Raw genomic sequence first — 16,960 nt, forward strand, 5'->3', positions numbered from 1 at the left:
TTCTGTATTCGGTCTATCTCCGTCAAGGCCGTTTCCGGAGCGCGCCGCGGGTTCCTTGCTTCTGTCCGTGGTCGGGCGAGCCGCCACATGATGGGATTCGGTGGATGGTCGGTCCAAGCTCTTCGGCGTAGTTGCCCGCTGGTAGGCGAGCGCCACGACAGATCATGCGAACTCAACCATCCCACGCCCCGCGACGGGCGCCTCGAGGACCAGCGTCGGGGGACTACGCCGCCGCAGTCCAACGGAACTCGGTTTCGTCGACCCACATGCGGTGGAGGACGACCGCCATCTTTCTCGCCAGGGCCACCTTTGCTCGCTTGGTGCCCTGTCGTTGCGCGATGCGGACGGCCCAGGCCTTGATGGGCGACCATCGGGTCGATGGTCTCAGGACGACGTTCGCAGCCTCGAACAGAGCCGTACGCGTCTCTCCATCGCCCACCTTTGTAATTCGCCCCACCCGGTCAACCTCTCCGGATTGGTACCGGCGCGGAGTGAGTCCGAGGTAGGCACCCACTGATCGGGAATGTCGGAACCGATGCGGGTCGTCGACGGTCGAGCGGAACGTCAACGCGGAGACTGGACCTATTCCCGGCATCGTCATCATGCGGCGGCAGGCGGCGTCACCGCGGACAATCTTCAGTACAAGGCGATGCAGTCGGGCATACTCCCGCATCAGCGCCTCGCGTGCGGCGAGAAGCGGCTCCATGATCGAAGCCAACATGGCGTCTCCTGCGACCAGATCGCGGACACGTGCGGCGAACGATATCCGCGACACCACTCCTACCTTCAGCCCGAAGGGACGCAGCAACCCTCGAATGACATGTTCAGCAGCGGCAACAGAACGAACGACGTGCTTGCGAGCGCCGGCGAGGGTGCGCGCCTGCTGACTGTCGATGCTCTTGACGTGGACCGGCTTGAACCATCCAGTCCTGGCCACTTGAGCAATGCCGCGGGCGTCGTTCCGATCCGTTTTCACAGGCATCGCAAGGAGCGCTGCCTTGACCTGGCGCGCTTCCATGCTCACAGCGGGAAAGCCCAGCTTCAGCAAATTGGCGGTTAGCCACTCCGACGTCGGCCCCGCCTCGAGGCCCACCCGCTCGATCGCGCCTGACCACGGCCCGAGAAAACCAGCGATCGAGGGCGGGTCCGCAGACGTGGTCCCTTCGCGGACGACCTTACCGCCGCCGTCGATCACGCAGATCGCAACGGAGTTCAGCGAGACATCGAGGCCGACGTAGACCATAGCGCTCCTCCCTGGTCGGATTCGGCCTGACATCGTGCAGATACCAACGCGCTTAAGCAAACAGGGTCACGCGATCGAGACCGAATACCCCATCTCCTCGCTGAACCGGCTCTTGCGCATTCTGCGTCTCCTCATCGACGGATCCTAGCTTCTGAGCGAGGGCATTCCAGGGGGCAAGGTCACCAAGCCTCCCCCGCGGCTTTCGATAACTCTCGGCAGGTACGCGGCGCGTTCTTCGGAGCCCTGGGTCCCTGTCAATTCGAACCGGATCAACGGCGTAAACCATTTCAGCTATACAGTCTCATTGAAGCTATGGTCGCTAAGCGAGGGCCGAGTGAGCCTAAGTCAACGTCTCGTGCTATTTGCGGTTATCGCGATGTTTCCGGTCGCGGCGGTCGTCATTTTCCTTGAACATGAGCTCAGGTCCGCCCGCGAGGTAGAGGTGGCCGATCAGGTCCGCCGTCAGGCTCAGGGCGCCGCTTCGGAGATGGGGCGACTCATTGAAAGCGTGAGGACGATGCTTGTGGCCGTTGCAGTGTCACCAGCCGTCCTGGGCACCCGAGAGCAATGCACGGCATATTTGTCTGAGGTCGTACGCCGACTGCCGCAGACCTACTCGATCGGGGTTGTCGGTCCCGACGGCGCCTTGATATGTCGCAACCATCTTGTTGAAGGTCAGCCGAATTTTTCGGATCGGGAATACTTTAAGGAGGCGCTCGCGTCCCACGAGACGCATGTCGGTCTGTACACCGTGGATAGGGTGACAGGGCGTCAGGTGCTACCGATCGCTCAGCCGAACCATGCGCAAAATGGCTCGATCAGGAACATGGCCATCGCCTATCTGGATCTTGAATACCTGAGCAGGATCGTTGAGCAATGGGACCTGACGCCTGGCAGCTCTCTGACTGTCGCAGACCGCCAGGGAGTGATCCTCGCCAGGAACCCCCTGCCCAGCCAGTTTATAGGACATAAAATACCTGACCAGTTTCTGCCGTGGGTCACGGGCTCCACTCCGGGCACGGCCGAAGTGCTCAGCCAGGATGGCGCGACCCGCATCCTTGCTTACGTTCCGGCGGGCGCTCCTCCTATCCGGGGGCTTTATGTCAGTTCGGGCGTCCTGAAGGAGGCCGCCTTCGCGGCCGTGAACCGGTCCCGGATACAGAGTCTCGCTGTCGTTGCGGTCGGCCTTCTCGCGTCGGTGACTAGCGCGATTGCAGCAGGGCGATATTTCGTCCGCCGCCCAGTCTCGCACTTGATCGGGATCGCGGACGCTTGGCGCGAAGGACGCCGGGAAACAAACTCCGCTCGGCCGTCGGGCCGCGAATTCGCCGAAATTGCGGAAGCGCTCGACCGAATGGGCACGGAGCTAAAAACACGCCAGGAAAGGCTTCATACGATCATCGGACAAGCGCCCTATCCTCTCCTGCTCCAGGCGGAGGGCGGGGAAATTATAGAAGCCAGCGAGAGCTGGTGGACCCTTTCCGGCCATACGCCAACCCGGTGCGCAAGAGAGTGGGTCCGGAACGCCTTCGGACGCGAGCTGGAGGGCGAAGTAGACCCTGTCCTAAACCCATTTTCTGTTCCAGACGGCGGCAGATCGACCCGGGCAGAGCGGGAGCTAAGGAATGTGGATGGCGAGCCACTATTCTGGGAGTTCGGCGTCGTTGCCCTTGGAACGCTTCCTGACGGTCGAGCTCTGCGGTTGCTTGCGGCCGCTGACGTCACCGAGCGGAGATTAGCCGCACGGCGGCAGGAGGTCCTCGTTGCTGAGTTGAACCACCGCGTGAAGAACACCCTGAGCGTGGTGCAGGCAATCGGGATGCAGACTGCAAAGGGGGTGCACGGCGGCCAGGAGTTCAGCGATAAGTTCACTGATCGCCTTGCCGCCCTCGCGCGCACGCATGACCTACTGACCCGCAGCTCGTGGCTACCGGTCAATTTAAGGGACATTCTGGACGCGGAGTTGTCCCATTTTGCGGAACCAGGTCGCCTCGAGATGACCGGGCCAGACATCCGCATTCCGGCCGAGGTAGCGGTCTCGCTATGCCTGATCACGCACGAGATGACTACAAATTCGGTAAAGTACGGTGCCCTCTCGCACGAGGGCGGGCGACTCTCAATCTGGTGGCGGGAGGGTGCTGGCCCCTCGCTTGAGTTGGAATGGGTGGAGTCGGCGGCAGTGCCTATCGTCCAACCCACGTCCCGCGGGTTCGGATCGCGCCTTATTGAACGGACAATCGCATCCATCGGCGAGGGCCGATCAGAATTTAAGGAGAACGGGCTCCATTTCTCCATAAGGGTGCGGCTGGACTCGGCGAATGCCGCTGCGGCCTAAGTTGCAGTGGAAGTCGTAGCGCAACCCATGTGAGGACTTCCGCGCGCCATCGTCTGTTGCGATGCCTTCCGTGCCTATCCACCGCTGGACGGCAGGCTCTTAACAGAAAACCATGGTCTCCTTGGCGCTCCTCGCTAGACCGAAGGATGTGCCGAATGACACTGCCGCGCGAACGCTGATGTGTCTAGGTGCAGCGGTAGCCCGTTAAGCTTTTAATGGTACAGGGCACGCGCACCACGGTCACGGCACGACTACGGCAATGAGCGCCGGGTTGTCCGGCCGCGGTTGCCGACTGCCAGTTTCATGGCCACTCAAGCGGTCGGAGGTACTTAGCACGGCCAGTCACGATGAGGTGCTGCAACTGATGCAGAATGTGGAGGCCGCGTAGGCCTCGGCGGAGGACACCTTTAACGGAGCGGAGGCCGTACTTGCCGCAGCTTGGGAGCGATACGACGTCTTTGTGGACGAGTTCGCCGCGCTAGGCCAGACCACAATGGTGTTGGAACGCCAGCGCCTCTCTAGGGAAGAGAAGCCGAAGACCTGCGTGTTGGCGGGGTGACTGCTCGTTGCGTAACGAACCGAGTGCGGTTAAGCCCGCAATCTTCTCCCTCGTCCCGGCGCCCGGGTTCGTGGTCAATGTCGGCGCGGGCAAACGCGTCGAGCATTGTCGCCCACGCCGATGTCGGCGGACTTGCTGGCGGTTCTAAAGGGAATGGGCGTTGGTGTTGGAGTGATCTGCCACTGCTTCTTTCCTCCACGTCGGGTTAGAGTCCGGCCTGACGTTGGACCGAACCCCAACGTTGGAGCGCCGGATGTTAGAGTTTCCGGTCTTCATCACGGTGGCGGGCTGGCTGTGCCACCGGGGTTCTGCAACGAGATCGGGACCTTGTTCCCGATCGCCCCATGCGGGCGCTCCTCGTTGTAGTAGCTGCACCAAGCCTCCAACTTTTCGCGCGCGTCGGCAAGGGTCAGGAACCAGTGCGCGTTCATGCACTCGCTCCGAATGCGGCTGTTAAAGGCTTCTGCGAAGGCGTTGTCGGTCGGCTTACCTGGACGGGAGAAGTCCCGGGCGACGCCGTGGGCATAAGCCCACAATCCCCTCAAGCTACCGTCTCCGCCCGAACCGTATCCAAAGTTCAAACGGTGGTAGGAGCGGAAAATCAACAAATTTATTGCTCCCAATCGGCCGGTGATTTCCGCTCGAGGCATAGCTAATGAAGGAAGCCCCCTGCTGCCACCGGGGGGCCTCCTTTTGAGCGATCCCGCGCCTCATCAACTGTCCTCTAGTGGGCGCCTGCATCGGGCGGAGCGTCACCCCGCGAAATCTGTCAGTCGGACATATAAACCTCGACCGTCATCCCGATGTAGGCACCGGATGGACCTGTGAAGCTCCCACTGACTGGCATGATCCGGTCCATGTCGGCTCCAATTGCGACAGGGACCAAGTTAAAGCTTCCCATGGCGGCGTTTGTCGGATCGAAGGCGATCCAGCCAGCCCCTGGAAGGAAAACTTCGCTCCACGCATGGGTCGAACGGGCCGGACCTGATGCGTTTCGGTCGTGATAGTAGCCGGACACCAGTCGTGCAGCGAACCCAAGCGAGCGCACGGCCTCAACGAAGAGAACAGCGAAATCCCGGCAGGAGCCTCGCTTGTTTTCTAGCGTTTCGAGTGGAGCCTGCGTGCCTTCCGGCTCCCGGGCCTCATACGAGAAGGCTCCGGCAATCCCAAAGTTGATGTCGCGAAGCAGCGCTAGGGAATTGGTCGGGGCGCTCGCAACAAAGCCACGCGCCCAGTTGGCTAGCACACCGTTGGGATCGGGATAGCTAGACACAATCAAGCTTCCAAGGTCCCGTATGTCCGCAGAGGCATAGGAAAACGGGTGTTGGATTACGGAGCCGGCGATATCAAAAACAGGCCAAGGCGGCGACGAGACGGCCAGATCCACGTCGCTCTCGATAACGAGGTGATCCGCCATGGACGAGAAGGTTGCCGTCGCGACCGCGTTTCCAAGCGCATCTTCGGCCCAACTCAGCGACGCTTGGGGGGTTGTCTGCAGGTCGCATCGGCGGACATGCACCGCAAGCCCGTCCCGAGGACGCAGGAGCAGACGATGAGGGTTGAGCGCGACGGGAGCGTTATAGCGATAAATCGTCCGGTGTCGAATTCGCATGTCGTCCATCTTCCCTGTCCGGTCGCAATCGCCACGCTGTAAGTGGATCATGCCCGACGACACTGCGGATTACCTAGTCTCCTGAGTGGGCTGGCTATCTCCGAGATCAAAATCGGGCAAGCTATCCCCTCGCGTTGCAGCCTAAGCATGCCGGGCATCCAATGTTGTAGGGCAACGGATGACCGCATACCGCCGGTCAGCGGCGGTCGGCTTCAATGGCAGCCGCTAACTCGCCGGGATCAATCTCAAACACTTCCTGCAGACCGCCTCGATGGCCGATAGGCGGCGTGAATAGACGGACGGTTTGGCGGAAAGCGAGGAAGGACAGGCCTGGAACCTCCTCATTGTCCGTAACGACGCGATACGTTCCTGCGCCCTGCTCACAGCCCACACCGGTCAGGGTGAATGGATGAGTGAAGGTCACGAGTGCTTCTTGGGAGTGTGACATTCTAATCTCCTCAAGCTGAACTGATCCTCCCCTCATCGTACAACTCATCAGCACGACGGAAAGTTGACCATTACGAGCAAAAAAGGCTTAGCTGTGCTTCTTGGTTCCGCTTGTGATTTAAGAGAGCGCTTCGCGATATGCGTGTAGCGGGGCGTTTCGCGCTATCGCTCAGAGCCGGCCGGCGCCGCAGGTGATTGCGAACTGGCAGGCGCCGGCCGGCTCCACCCCGCGCGTGGCCCCACGCAGGGCCGGTTCAGGATGCAATACGTCAGGGCATGTTGTCCTGATTTTTTCCTCTAGCAAACAACACACCGCCGCAGCTCTGGCGACGCCTGACCATTCGTGATGCTACAAGTGCCCGGTCGAACAAGGCGGCCACGAACCGCTTGGAGTAATCAAGAAGTCCGTAACACCGGACTACATCGTGTGCCTGGAGGATGGGAAAGAATTCAAATCGCTGAAGCGGCACCTGCACACACACCACAACATGTCGCCGGACGAGTACCGGGCCAAGTGGGGCCTGCCGGTCAACTATCCGATGGTGGCGCCGAACTATGCGGCGGCCCGATCGGAGCTCGCCAAGAGCATGGGCCTTGGTCAGCAACGGAAGAAGGCTGTGACCGCGGCGGTTGCCCCTAAGCGGACGCCCCGCAAGAAGGCCGAACCTGCGGCGTAATAGTCGAAGCTAGCTGGCGGGAGCCGCTCTCGCCGGCAGCACTCCAGGTTTCTCAGGGTCAAAAAGCAGTTTTCCCTTGGGCTACGTCGTGCTGGCGCTCACTGCGGGCAACGATCTGAAGTATGTCGTCCGGCAACGATTTATGCAGGGCCGACGCTTTGGATCATGACCTGGCATTCCAACATCAATCTCACTATCTGGTCTGAACCGTCGGGGAGCCGGTCCGCGACGAGATTGGGAAAGATCGGGTGGTCGTGGTCACTGTCGGCGGTCGCGACGTGACACCGGCGGGTGCGGGGTTAGAGGCCGTGCTCGCGTATCAACCTCCTGATCTTCTTGTAGTTCACGACGAGACCCTGATGCCAGAGCGCCGCGCGGACGCGCCGCCACCCGTAGCTCTCGAACGCTTCGCAGATGGCTGCGATCGCCTCGACGACGGCCGTGTCATCGCAGGCCTTGGCCTCTCCGTAGTAGTAGGTGGAGCGCGCGATCCCCATCAGTTCGCATCCGTCTGAGATGGAGAGATTGTTGGGCCGGTGATCACGGAGGTACTGCCGCTTCGCGCGCGCGGTGCGTTTTTCAGAGCCTTCTTCAGAAGCTCGAGCTCCATGGCCTGCTTGCCGACGAGCCGCTCCAGGGGAGCGGTCCGTGTCTCGTATTCCTGGCCCACGTCGGCCGCCACCGCCTCCTCGTCCAAGGCGCCGGCCTGATGCATCTCAAGCCAGATCCGGATGAGGTTGCGCGAGAGGTCGTGCCGTTTGCCGAGCGCGTGGAGCGTCTCGCCCGCCAGATACTCCTGGGCGGCCTGCCGTTTGAGCGCGGTGCTATGGGTGCAGTGTCTGCTCATGGGCTTTCATCCTTCGAAAGCCCGGACCCCTGTCAGTTCGAAGACCGGATCCTGTCGGCCGCAAGGGCCACTCCAGATCTCCCGCTCACGGGGTAAAAATCGCACCCGAAACACAGTTAGATGGCGAGTCACCAATTTTACGCCGGCAAAACCGGGCGTCCAGCAAGCATTATACCACGCCGGATTGCGGTCAGCATCCGAACGCTGCACCGCCCCCGGCAAAGTACTCACATATGTTAATTCGCTGAAGTTCAGCACAGTCTGAATGGAACGGTAGCGCGCTACATGAATTAAAGAGGAAACGCTCTAGTAGGTAAACTAGTCTGGAAGACAGCCGGACATATCGTGACAACGTCTGCAGCTAAGGTCTTTATACGTGGTCAGGAAACAATTCCGGTTCGGAATTAGCCCCTAAATAGGGCGGCTTTGGGAAATAACCGTTGCAGGCACAAGATCCTCTGAGGACGGCGTGCGGGCGCTAAGAACATATGCCGATAAGTTAGTCGAACGACTATGAGCAAAGAAGTTGGTGAAACATGGACCGGGCCAAAATCCTCGAGTCGCTGCAGGCATCAATCGGGCCGGACTCCAGTGCTCGCATTGGGGAATCTAATCCTGTTCGGGTTATCGTGTATAGGCCGGACGAAATTTCGGATCAGTTGATCGAAGAGGCGGTGGAGTCTCTCAGAGCCGAGGGCATTGTAGGAGCATCGGAGTTGTCGGCTGTTACTGTGGCCTTCGACTCGAGGCTCGGCACCACATGCAAGCGCATCAGAGTCAAACCAGCCAAGGCCTGATCGCAGGCGACGCACTTTTGCGCAGTGTTTTCCCGGCTCGCCTGAAGGTCGTGCCGGTGATCCTCACGACCATTGAAGGGGCTAATCTCCGAATGCGGGCACTGGTCTTTCTGCAGCTTCCCGTCACGCGTCGCCGTGCCCAGCGCCGGAGCTTTATCCTGTAGCCATTTTCGTAGCGAGGACGTGAGCCTCGATCTCATGCTCAATCAAAATAAGCTCCGATGCGCCGAATCCTAGTGTTAATCGTCGTTCTCGAGTGAACTGAACCACACGAGGCGGCTTGCCCGGAGAACATCGCCGGCGAGGCAGTATGATGGATCGACAAGCTTGGAAACTTGCAGCCGCATACCAAAGCAAGTACGGCGATGTAGGAGATCTTGCAAAAAAACTGTTGCACGCTCTCGCAGAGGCGAATGAGCTCAAACGAGCACTCGCCGAGCGTGATGCCGAAATCGCCAAGCTAAGGCGGGTGATCCTCGAACCAGACCGTAGGGGCGGAAGGTGATAATGGCTTGAGGGCATCGTTTGAGGGCGGGTGCATCTGACCTGCCACTAAACCTGCATCCAGCGGCGACTAGAACCTCGGCGGATTGTGCGCCATGTGGCGCAGCTGGAGCAATGGTTGATCGGCGGAGCTGTTCGGCGTTGAGCAGCTGATCGGCCACTGCGGTGAGATTAGCCGCGTAGACGGCCGGGGTTTGGTAGCCGAGAGCCGAGTGAGGTCGGCTCCGGTTGTAGTCGTCCGCCCAGGCGAGCATAACGTTTGAGGTGAACTCCGTCCCATGATCGGAGACGATCATGCCCGGCTTGCCACGCCGGGCGATCAGGGTCGTCAGTTCCCGCACGACACGCCGCCCCGAGATCGACGTGTCCGCAATCGCGACAAGGCACTTCCGGGTCACGTCGTCGACGACGTTGAAGACCCGAAAGCGCCGCCCGCAGGCCAACTGGTCATGGACGAAGTCGACCGACCAGCGGGCGTTCGCCTTCGCCTCGACGAGGATCGGCGCCCTGGTACCGACAGCGCGCCGCCGGGCCCGCCGCTTCCTCACCGTCAGCCCCTCCTCGCGGTAGAGCCGGTAGATCCGGTTGATGCCCGACGGCTCGCCGTCCCGGCGAAGGAGGACGAAGAGGCGACGGTATCCAAACCGGCGACGTTCGTTCGCCAGAGCCCGCAGACGCTCGCGTAGTGCCGTGTCCGTCGGGCGTTGTGAGCGGTAGCGTATCATCGTCCGATCTGCCGACACGATGCTGCAGGCCTGTCGCTCCGAAAGGCCCAGCACGGCCTTCAGATGCGCGACCGCTTCGCGCTTGGCGGCGGGCCCTAACATTTTTTTGCGAGAAGCTCACGAAGCGCGGCCGCGTCGAGCATCGACTCCGCCAGCAGCTTCTTCAACTTCGTATTCTCTTCCTCGAGCGTCTTCAGCCGCCTGGCTTCGGACTCGTCCATGCCGCCGTACTTGGCCTTCCAGTTGTACAGCGTCGCCTTGGAGATCCCGTGCTTCCGCGCGAGGTCCGCAGCCTTGGCGCCCGCCTCGTGCTCCTTCAGCACCCCGATGATCTGGTCCTCAGTGAACCGTGCTCGCTTCATCTGTCCGTCCCTCGTCAGGCCGGACTGTAACGCCACGTGGAGGAAAGAAGCAGAGGCAGGTCACCGCGCCTGCAAGACGCTCGGTCAGCACCGCTCAACACAGCGCAAGGTGCCGCGGGGGACGAGGCAGCTTCGCTACCGTCGAACTACACCACGCAGTGGGACACGACCCTTCCACGCTCGCGGCACTACCACTGACGATCATGAACACCGACCAAGACATCTCCTCCGCAATGACTCTGGAATTCCAGAGTGGCGGGCACCGTTTTCCATTCCATCTGCATCGGAGTACCCCTCTCACGATGGTCGTTGGATGTGAAAAGGGGGCACCGACTGACGCTGGTGGCCCCCTCAGCCGCCTCCCCGTTGAGGCGCGGAACAGCGATCCGTCTCTCGTTCTAAGCCGAATGACCAAACATATGTTGATTGGTTCCCCAGGTGAGAATGTCCTACGGGACGCTTGAACTTGGAAGCGCCGGCCGTGGCCTGGAGTGCACACAGCCGGCGCCAACGGTTCGCTGCGGGGCGCGCAACAAACCGTCGGCGTGAGCGCAGCAAAACATCTTATCTGAGCTCCAGTCCGGCTCGTCTAAGCGCTTCTTTCACCCCAGCCCAAGGTCGCAGTACCAGGACCCGAGGCGGTCTAACACAGGCCGGTTAACTTCTGCCACATGCTGCCGGAGGAACCGCATGACCGAGTAGATCATGCGGTCGAATCGCCGGTCTTGCTCGCCGGGCGGTTCGAACCGGGCAGCCAACACGCCGCCCGGTGCTCGAACCTGCAGTTAATCGTTTTAGTGCACCTTCACGTCCGGAATACAATGCCGGGCCGAGAGCACCATGGGTAACCTGAAAATCCAAGCCGCCATAAACTGGTGCATGTCGGCTTTTGTCGTGCTGCTGGTCATCATGGGCGTCGCGACCGTGAGTGGCTTGCGGATCGTCGACCAGAAGATCGACGCTCTCGAAGGCAAATGGCTGAACGGAACCCAATTGCTCGGCGCGATCAGCAGCGCCGTGTCGGAGTTCCGGATGGCGGAGATTTCGCGTGCACTCGCGCCCGACCGGGACGGCCGGGTCGAGGCGCAGCAGCGGATCATGGAAAGCACCATAAGGGTCCGAGACCTTCTGGATGAATACTCCTCCCTGCTGAGCAACGAAAAACCCAACGAGGAAGTCCACGCGTTCCTCGTCGCGTTCCATGACTACAGGCGAGCTAACCGGGTGTGGGTCGTCGCTGATTTTGCCGGAAACGACGACGGACCGGCCCGAGACGGGAGCGAACTGCACGCGCTCTACACAGCAACAAAGAAAGCCGTCGATCGGCTGGTCAAGGTAAATCATGAGCTTGCCAGCAAGGACGCGCAAGGCGCGGATGAAGTCAGCGACGTCATCCTGATTTCCGTTGGGATCATTTCCCTCGCCATCGGCATCCTCGCGACAGGTCTGCTCGTCTTCGTGCAGCGGCGGGTAACCGGTCCGCTGGGCGAGATGACGTCGGCACTGGCGCGCCTTGCGTCCGGGGACCGGAATGCCGGCGTTCCGGCCATCAATCGCCAGGACGAAATCGGAGTTCTTGCTCGCGCCTTTGGCGTCTTCAGCGCAAACGCGGCCGCCCTGGAACTCGCCCACCAAGCCGTCGTCGAGGCTCAGCGAGCGGCCGAGGAACTGGCCAGGCATGACGCGCTCACCGGTCTTCCGAACCGCCGAACCTTTTCTGCCGCACTCGCATCCGCCATCGATGATCCGAACGGCACATCCGTTGGGTACTCCGTGCTGTTGATCGACCTCGATCGTTTCAAGCCGGTGAACGACACCTACGGTCATGCCGCCGGCGACCAAGTGCTTTGCGAAGTTGCCCAAAGGCTGCTGCGTCTGGCGGGACCGGATGACATGGTGGCGCGCCTCGGCGGAGACGAGTTCGCAATTCTGTTTCGGCCGGAGGATCGCGCGAATGTCTTGGGCACCGCGACGGGCTTCGCCGGGCAGGTCATCGCGTCGATGCGAACACCGATTTCGGTCGGAGACGCAGAGGTCGAGATCGGGGCCAGCATCGGTATCGCCCTCCTGAGCACTGACGGAACCGATGCAGATGAAGTGCTCCGCGCCGCGGACATCGCCATGTACCGGGCCAAGCAGGGTGGCCGGAACACATACCGCAACTTCGAGCCTCTGATGGACGAAGAGCGGAAAGCCCGGGCAAAGCTAGAAGAGGATGTCCGAGCCGGTCTTCTCTCCGGCGCGATAGAGCCCTACTACCAACCTCTCCTGGACCTGAGGTCCGGCCACATCAGAGGGTTCGAGATCCTCGCCCGCTGGAACGACGAGACTCGGGGGTCGGTGTCCCCTGAACTGTTCATCCCAGTAATCGAGCAACTCGGCCTAGCCGACGAGCTTGCGACCCGGCTGCTGTCGCGCGCTTGCCAGGATACCCGAGACTGGGATGTCGACCTCTCCCTCAACATCTCACCGCTCCAGCTGCAGGATCCATTCCTGCCGACCAGGATACTGGCCGTCCTCACGCGCGAGGCCTTTCCCCCGTCCCGCCTCGAGATCGAAGTGACCGAAACAGCCCTGATGGGCGATGTCGACCGCGCGCGCCATGTCCTCAGCGAGTTTCGGGGACTGGGCATCAGCGTCGCGCTAGATGATTTCGGAACCGGGTACTCCAGCTTGAACCATCTGCGGGAACTTAAGTTTGACCGTCTTAAGATCGATCGCTCGTTCATCATGACGATGGCGGAGAACCCTGAAAGCGAGAAGATCGTCGACGCCGTCCTTGGTTTGGCCGAGAGCCTCGGGATCGCGGTTGTCGCGGAAGGTATCGAAAGCGAGGGAGCACGAGCCAAACTCGCCGACCGGGGATGCGAGTTCGGCCAGGGCTATCTGTTCAGCAGGCCAGTTCCCGCCAATGAAGCACGTGCTCTTGTACGGGGTTACGCACCGAAGATGGGGCACCCTCGGGCCAGAATGGTCAAGCTTTCTCGCTGAATTATTAGGACCGGCTATGCTGCTCGCCGCTATGGCCCGCTACATTCCCCTGCGCTTACTACCGCGAACCGCAATCGTTCTCCGAGGTGCTGCAGGCATATGTACCGGGGCGAAGTAGGATCGGCACGACACGTTGTACTGCGGCCGCCTCAGATCGAGCGCATCAGTCCTCCGTCGACGCGGATGTTCTGCCCTGTGATGTAGGCGGCGGCATCGGTTGTCAATCAATGTGGCATGATATGAGCATGTTGTACGGCACGCTAGAACACAGGGTGTTACAAACAGTGCAAATGTCATGCAGTACCTCTGGTACAGAACTGCCTGTGAGGGAGCGGCGACGGCGTCAGCTTCGCGCCAGGAGCGGACATCTTCGGCGCATGGGCGCTCACAATCACTACTAGGCGGCGAGGTCACTGAACAGGGACGACCCGCGAACGCCGCATCCATAGTTCCATGGAGCAGTGCGGGTTCGAACCCGCCGTCTTCGGCCCCCGGGTCGGAATGGAGCGGTGAGTACCATCCTTTGCTACTGGCTCGATCGCCAGCTCTGGATTAGGAGCCTTGCCCTCGGCTCGGCCGTATTGTGCCGCTCTGGCTGTCCGCTTCCGTTTGGGCGTCTTCGGCTTTGGGCCGGGGTTCCAGCACGGTCTTGTGTTGGTTGTCGTCCCACCGCGCGAGCACTCGGTCGCCTTCGTGAACCTCGTCCGTCAGCATCGCGCGTGCAAGCTGGGTCTCCAACTCGGTGCGGATGAGGCGCCGCAGCTCGCGCGCCCCGAACTCCGGCCGGAAACCAGCTTCCGCCAGGTGGTCGACGAGGCTGCCTTCGATCTCGAGCTCGACGCCCTGGCCACGGGCGGCACGTTTCACCCGCTCGAGCTGGAGCCCGACAATGGAGCGGATCTCGCTCCGCGCCAGGGCATGGAAGACGATGATCTCGTCGATGCGGTTGATGAACTCCGGCCTGAAACGGCCGCGGAGCACGTCCATCAGCTCGCGCTTGAGGCCGGCGTGGTCGTCTTCGTCCGTGCCACGCACGTCGAGACGCCGCTGGATCAGGTCGGAACCCAGGTTGGATGTCGCGATGATGATCGTGTTCGAGAAATCGACCACGCGACCTTTGCCGTCGGTCAGCCGCGCGTCGTCAAAAACCTGCAGCAGCACGTTGTAGACGTCCGGATGGGCCTTCTCGATCTCGTCCAGCAACACCACGGAGTATGGGCGGCGGCGGACGCGCTCGGTCAGCTGCCCGCCTTCCTCGAAGCCAATGTAGCCCGGAGGCGCGCCGATAAGGCGAGCGACCGCGTGGCGCTCCATGTACTCCGACATGTCGATGCGGATCATAGCGTCTTCCTCGCCGAAGACGGTTTCTGCGAGTGACTTGGCCAGTTCGGTCTTTCCGACGCCCGTTGGCCCGAGAAACAGGAAGGCTGCGATCGGCCGGCGGCCCTCCCGCAGGCCGGCACGCGCCAGACGCACGGCATCGCTAACCGCCTTGACCGCCTCCTCCTGGCCGATCACGCGCTGGCGCAGGCGCTCTTCCATCTTGACCAGGCGCTGGCGCTCTTCGGTCGTGAGTTCGGTGACCGGCACGCCGGTGAGCTTGGATACGACCTGGGCGATATGCTCGGTGCGCACCTCAGTTGAAGCCGATCCGCGTTCCCGCCGCCAGCGTTCGGTCGCATCCTGGAGGTCCTTGTTGCGCGCATCGTGCCGGGCCTGGATTTCCGACGCGCGGTCGAAGTGCTTCCGGGATGAGGCGTAATCCTGCTCGCGCTTGAGCTGCCGCACCTCGGCCTCGATGTCCTGCACGTCCGGGGGCCGGGCCGTGGCCGAGATCTTCACGCGGGCACCGGCCTGATCGATCAGGTCGATCGCCTTGTCGGGCAGAAAGCGTCCGGTCACGTAGCGGTCGGACAGTTCCGCCGCAGCGATGATGGCCTCGTCCGTGATCGTGACCTTGTGATGCGCCTCCAGGGTATCGCGCAGGCCGCGCAGGATGATGATGGTCTGGGCGACCGTCGGCTCGGGCACGAAGATCGGCTGGAAGCGGCGCTCCAGGGCCGCATCCTTCTCGATGTACTTCTGGTACTCGTTGAGCGTCGTCGCACCGATAAGGTTGAGCTCGCCACGGGCGAGCGCGGGCTTAAAGACGTTGGCGATATCAAGCCCGCCTTCGCCGCCGCCCTGGCCGGCACCGACGATGGTGTGGATTTCGTCGATGAACAGGACCAGCTCGTCCTCGCGCTCGGTCACCTCCTTGAGGATCTGCTGGACGCGCTCCTCGAATTCGCCGCGGTACTTGGAGCCGGCCACCAGGGAGTTGATTGAGAGTTCGACGAGACGCTTGTCGCGCAGGCTCTCCGGTACTTCGCCCGCGATGATGCGTTGCGCGAGACCTTCGACAATGGCGGTCTTGCCGACGCCAGGCTCGCCGATGAGGACGGGATTGTTCTTCTTGCGCCGGGCCAGAACCTCGATGGTGGTCTCGATCTCCTTGGACCGGCCGATCACCGGATCGAGCTTGCCTTCGCGAGCGAGCCTGGTGAGATCGCGCGAATACTTGTCGAGGTTGGCGGTGTTGGTGGGCGGGTCGACCCGCCCTTCCTCGGCGCCGCGGCCGACCACCTTGGTGACCTGCTGCCGGATGGCCTGCGGCGTGAGGCCGTAGCGGTTCAGGACGTCGGGTCCGATTCCCTCCGCTTCCTCGGCTAGTCCGATGAGCAGGTGCTCGGGGCCGACGTAAGAGTGGCCGAACTCCCCCGAAGCCGCGAAGGCCCGCGACAGGGCGCTTTTGACCCGAGGCGAGACGCCGATCTCGCCGCCGTCCTCCGGATCCAAATCACCTTGGGGACTTTCCCGGGTGATCTGGTCGCGCAGTTCGTCTGGCGAAACCTTGAACTGACCGAGGATGGTGCGGACGACGTCGCTTTCGGTCAGTGCCAGCAGGAGATGTTCGGTGTCGACCTCGCGCCGGCCGAATTCGCGGGCCCGCCGGGCGGCCGATTGCAGGATCTCCTCGGCATGCTCGCTCAGACGGTCCCCCACCGCTGCCGCGCCGCGCGTGCGTCCTCGCCCGGATCGGGCGGGAACCGACGTGCCGTCCTCCCCGACGGACGCCGCCCCACGGTCGCCGTTTCGCCTCGCGCTCCCTCCGCTCTCGCCGAATAAGTCGTTCCCGAAGAAGTCGTCGAACAGACTGCCGCGCCCGCCGAAGAGGGACTCGAGCGGCGAACTCGGCCGCTGCTGTCGCGCCAGACGACGGTAATCGACGTCGCAGAGTTCCATGGTCTGGCGCTGGCCGTTGCTGACCACCTGCGCACGAACAGTCGCAGGCCGAATGCCACAGATGTCGCACAGTCCGTCAGCCATGGCATGGCTCCTTGCTGGCTGTGCCACGCCCCCACGCGTTCCGTCGTTCAGTAGACGCTCGCCGCGGTGCAGAGTTCAGTTCGGCCCGCAGGTTATCAGGTGCGCGGGTCAACACGCAGTCCGGTCGGTTCCTCAGGGATTTTACGCAGGAACGAACTGCGCTGACGGGCTTCCTTCGTCCCGCCCGCGGTTTCAAAGGCAACTAAGCCGCGATCATTCCCCGTCCGGAATGCAATCACGGCATCAGAGCGCGTCGAAGCCCTTCGCGGTCAGTTGGACCGTATCTGCGTCCGGAGCGATCAAATAGCCTGCGACGCGCAGTTCCGTGATGGCCGCCGCGACTGCAGGATCGGTACCGAAGCGATGATCCAAAGTGGAAATCGCGATCCGGGCGCCGGGCCGCCGATGGGTCTCCTGAAGAAAATCAAGGATCTCGGAGGCGATCTCGCTGAGGTCCATGATTTCCTCCCGGCCGGTGATTTGTGGGCGACG

At 61.9% G+C, this 16,960-nt stretch carries 10 protein-coding genes and 2 pseudogenes; 3 read left to right on the forward strand and 9 right to left on the reverse strand.

The features are described from left to right. Positions 1–223: 223 nt before the first annotated feature. Complete coding sequence (locus tag HND91_RS19395) at positions 224–1,243, reverse strand: IS110 family RNA-guided transposase (protein ID WP_181708266.1); 1,020 nt, start codon at positions 1,241–1,243, stop codon at positions 224–226. Between the two features lie 376 nt (positions 1,244–1,619). Between HND91_RS19395 and HND91_RS19400 the strand changes: the two genes are divergently transcribed. After that, the gene (locus HND91_RS19400; RefSeq protein WP_181708267.1) at positions 1,620–3,578 is read left to right on the forward strand and encodes a sensor histidine kinase; all 1,959 of its coding nucleotides are present in this window, start codon (positions 1,620–1,622) and stop codon (positions 3,576–3,578) included. An 834-nt stretch (positions 3,579–4,412) separates the two neighbouring features. Here HND91_RS19400 and HND91_RS19405 read toward each other — a convergent pair. The 3 genes and pseudogenes from HND91_RS19405 to HND91_RS19415 form a co-directional block, all read right to left on the reverse strand. Then, a pseudogene (locus HND91_RS19405) lies at positions 4,413–4,673 on the reverse strand (integrase core domain-containing protein); the annotation flags it as partial. A gap of 233 nt (positions 4,674–4,906) precedes the next feature. Further along, on the reverse strand, positions 4,907–5,758 hold the full coding sequence (locus tag HND91_RS19410) for a transglutaminase family protein (RefSeq protein WP_181708268.1): 852 nt from the start codon (positions 5,756–5,758) through the stop codon (positions 4,907–4,909). A gap of 187 nt (positions 5,759–5,945) precedes the next feature. Beyond that, positions 5,946–6,197: a hypothetical protein gene (locus HND91_RS19415; protein WP_181708269.1), complete on the reverse strand. Its 252-nt coding sequence runs from the start codon at positions 6,195–6,197 to the stop codon at positions 5,946–5,948. A 382-nt stretch (positions 6,198–6,579) separates the two neighbouring features. On the opposite strand from HND91_RS19415, the pseudogene HND91_RS19420 reads away from it, so the two are divergent. Beyond that, positions 6,580–6,873 (forward strand): annotated as a pseudogene (locus HND91_RS19420) (Ros/MucR family transcriptional regulator); the annotation flags it as partial. A gap of 299 nt (positions 6,874–7,172) precedes the next feature. Here HND91_RS19420 and HND91_RS19425 read toward each other — a convergent pair. The 3 genes from HND91_RS19425 to HND91_RS19435 form a co-directional block, all read right to left on the reverse strand. Continuing rightward, positions 7,173–7,370: an IS3 family transposase gene (locus tag HND91_RS19425; protein ID WP_181708270.1), complete on the reverse strand. Its 198-nt coding sequence runs from the start codon at positions 7,368–7,370 to the stop codon at positions 7,173–7,175. Next, a complete protein-coding gene (locus tag HND91_RS19430) occupies positions 7,370–7,720 on the reverse strand; it encodes a helix-turn-helix domain-containing protein (protein ID WP_181708271.1) in 351 nt (116 codons plus the stop codon). The genes HND91_RS19425 and HND91_RS19430 overlap by 1 nt, the downstream gene beginning before the upstream one ends. 1,216 nt (positions 7,721–8,936) lie before the next feature. Further along, positions 8,937–10,108, reverse strand: a protein-coding gene (locus HND91_RS19435) for an IS3 family transposase (RefSeq protein WP_246329587.1) whose coding sequence is annotated in 2 segments (ribosomal slippage) — positions 8,937–9,847 and positions 9,847–10,108 — 1,173 coding nt in all. Because the reading frame shifts where the segments join, the coding sequence is not laid out codon by codon here. A gap of 840 nt (positions 10,109–10,948) precedes the next feature. Between HND91_RS19435 and HND91_RS19440 the strand changes: the two genes are divergently transcribed. Further along, positions 10,949–13,099 carry a putative bifunctional diguanylate cyclase/phosphodiesterase gene (locus HND91_RS19440; protein ID WP_181708272.1) on the forward strand — a complete coding sequence of 717 codons (2,151 nt, stop codon included), beginning with the start codon at positions 10,949–10,951 and terminating at the stop codon, positions 13,097–13,099. A gap of 552 nt (positions 13,100–13,651) precedes the next feature. On the opposite strand, the gene HND91_RS19445 is transcribed toward HND91_RS19440, so the two are convergent. Then, the gene (locus tag HND91_RS19445; RefSeq protein WP_181708273.1) at positions 13,652–16,468 is read right to left on the reverse strand and encodes an ATP-dependent Clp protease ATP-binding subunit; all 2,817 of its coding nucleotides are present in this window, start codon (positions 16,466–16,468) and stop codon (positions 13,652–13,654) included. 243 nt (positions 16,469–16,711) lie between these two features. Then, entirely contained in the window at positions 16,712–16,927 is a 216-nt protein-coding gene (locus HND91_RS19450) for a hypothetical protein (protein ID WP_181708274.1), read from the reverse strand. Between the last annotated feature and the right edge of the window lie 33 nt (positions 16,928–16,960).

The organism is Chthonobacter rhizosphaerae (assembly GCF_013839525.1).
GTDB classification, from domain to species: Bacteria; Pseudomonadota; Alphaproteobacteria; order Rhizobiales; family Pleomorphomonadaceae; genus Chthonobacter; species Chthonobacter rhizosphaerae.

What these genes read in the sequence shown, in the direction of transcription:
- HND91_RS19415 (WP_181708269.1), bottom strand. Translation starts at nt 6,197, where the DNA reads ATGTCACACTCCCAAGAAGCACTCGTGACCTTCACTCATCCATTCACC.
- HND91_RS19425 (WP_181708270.1), bottom strand. Translation starts at nt 7,370, where the DNA reads ATGGGGATCGCGCGCTCCACCTACTACTACGGAGAGGCCAAGGCCTGC.
- HND91_RS19400 (WP_181708267.1), top strand. Translation starts at nt 1,620, where the DNA reads ATGTTTCCGGTCGCGGCGGTCGTCATTTTCCTTGAACATGAGCTCAGG.
- HND91_RS19395 (WP_181708266.1), bottom strand. Translation starts at nt 1,243, where the DNA reads ATGGTCTACGTCGGCCTCGATGTCTCGCTGAACTCCGTTGCGATCTGC.
- HND91_RS19430 (WP_181708271.1), bottom strand. Translation starts at nt 7,720, where the DNA reads ATGAGCAGACACTGCACCCATAGCACCGCGCTCAAACGGCAGGCCGCC.
- HND91_RS19410 (WP_181708268.1), bottom strand. Translation starts at nt 5,758, where the DNA reads ATGGACGACATGCGAATTCGACACCGGACGATTTATCGCTATAACGCT.
- HND91_RS19445 (WP_181708273.1), bottom strand. Translation starts at nt 16,468, where the DNA reads ATGGCTGACGGACTGTGCGACATCTGTGGCATTCGGCCTGCGACTGTT.
- HND91_RS19440 (WP_181708272.1), top strand. Translation starts at nt 10,949, where the DNA reads ATGGGTAACCTGAAAATCCAAGCCGCCATAAACTGGTGCATGTCGGCT.
- HND91_RS19450 (WP_181708274.1), bottom strand. Translation starts at nt 16,927, where the DNA reads ATGGACCTCAGCGAGATCGCCTCCGAGATCCTTGATTTTCTTCAGGAG.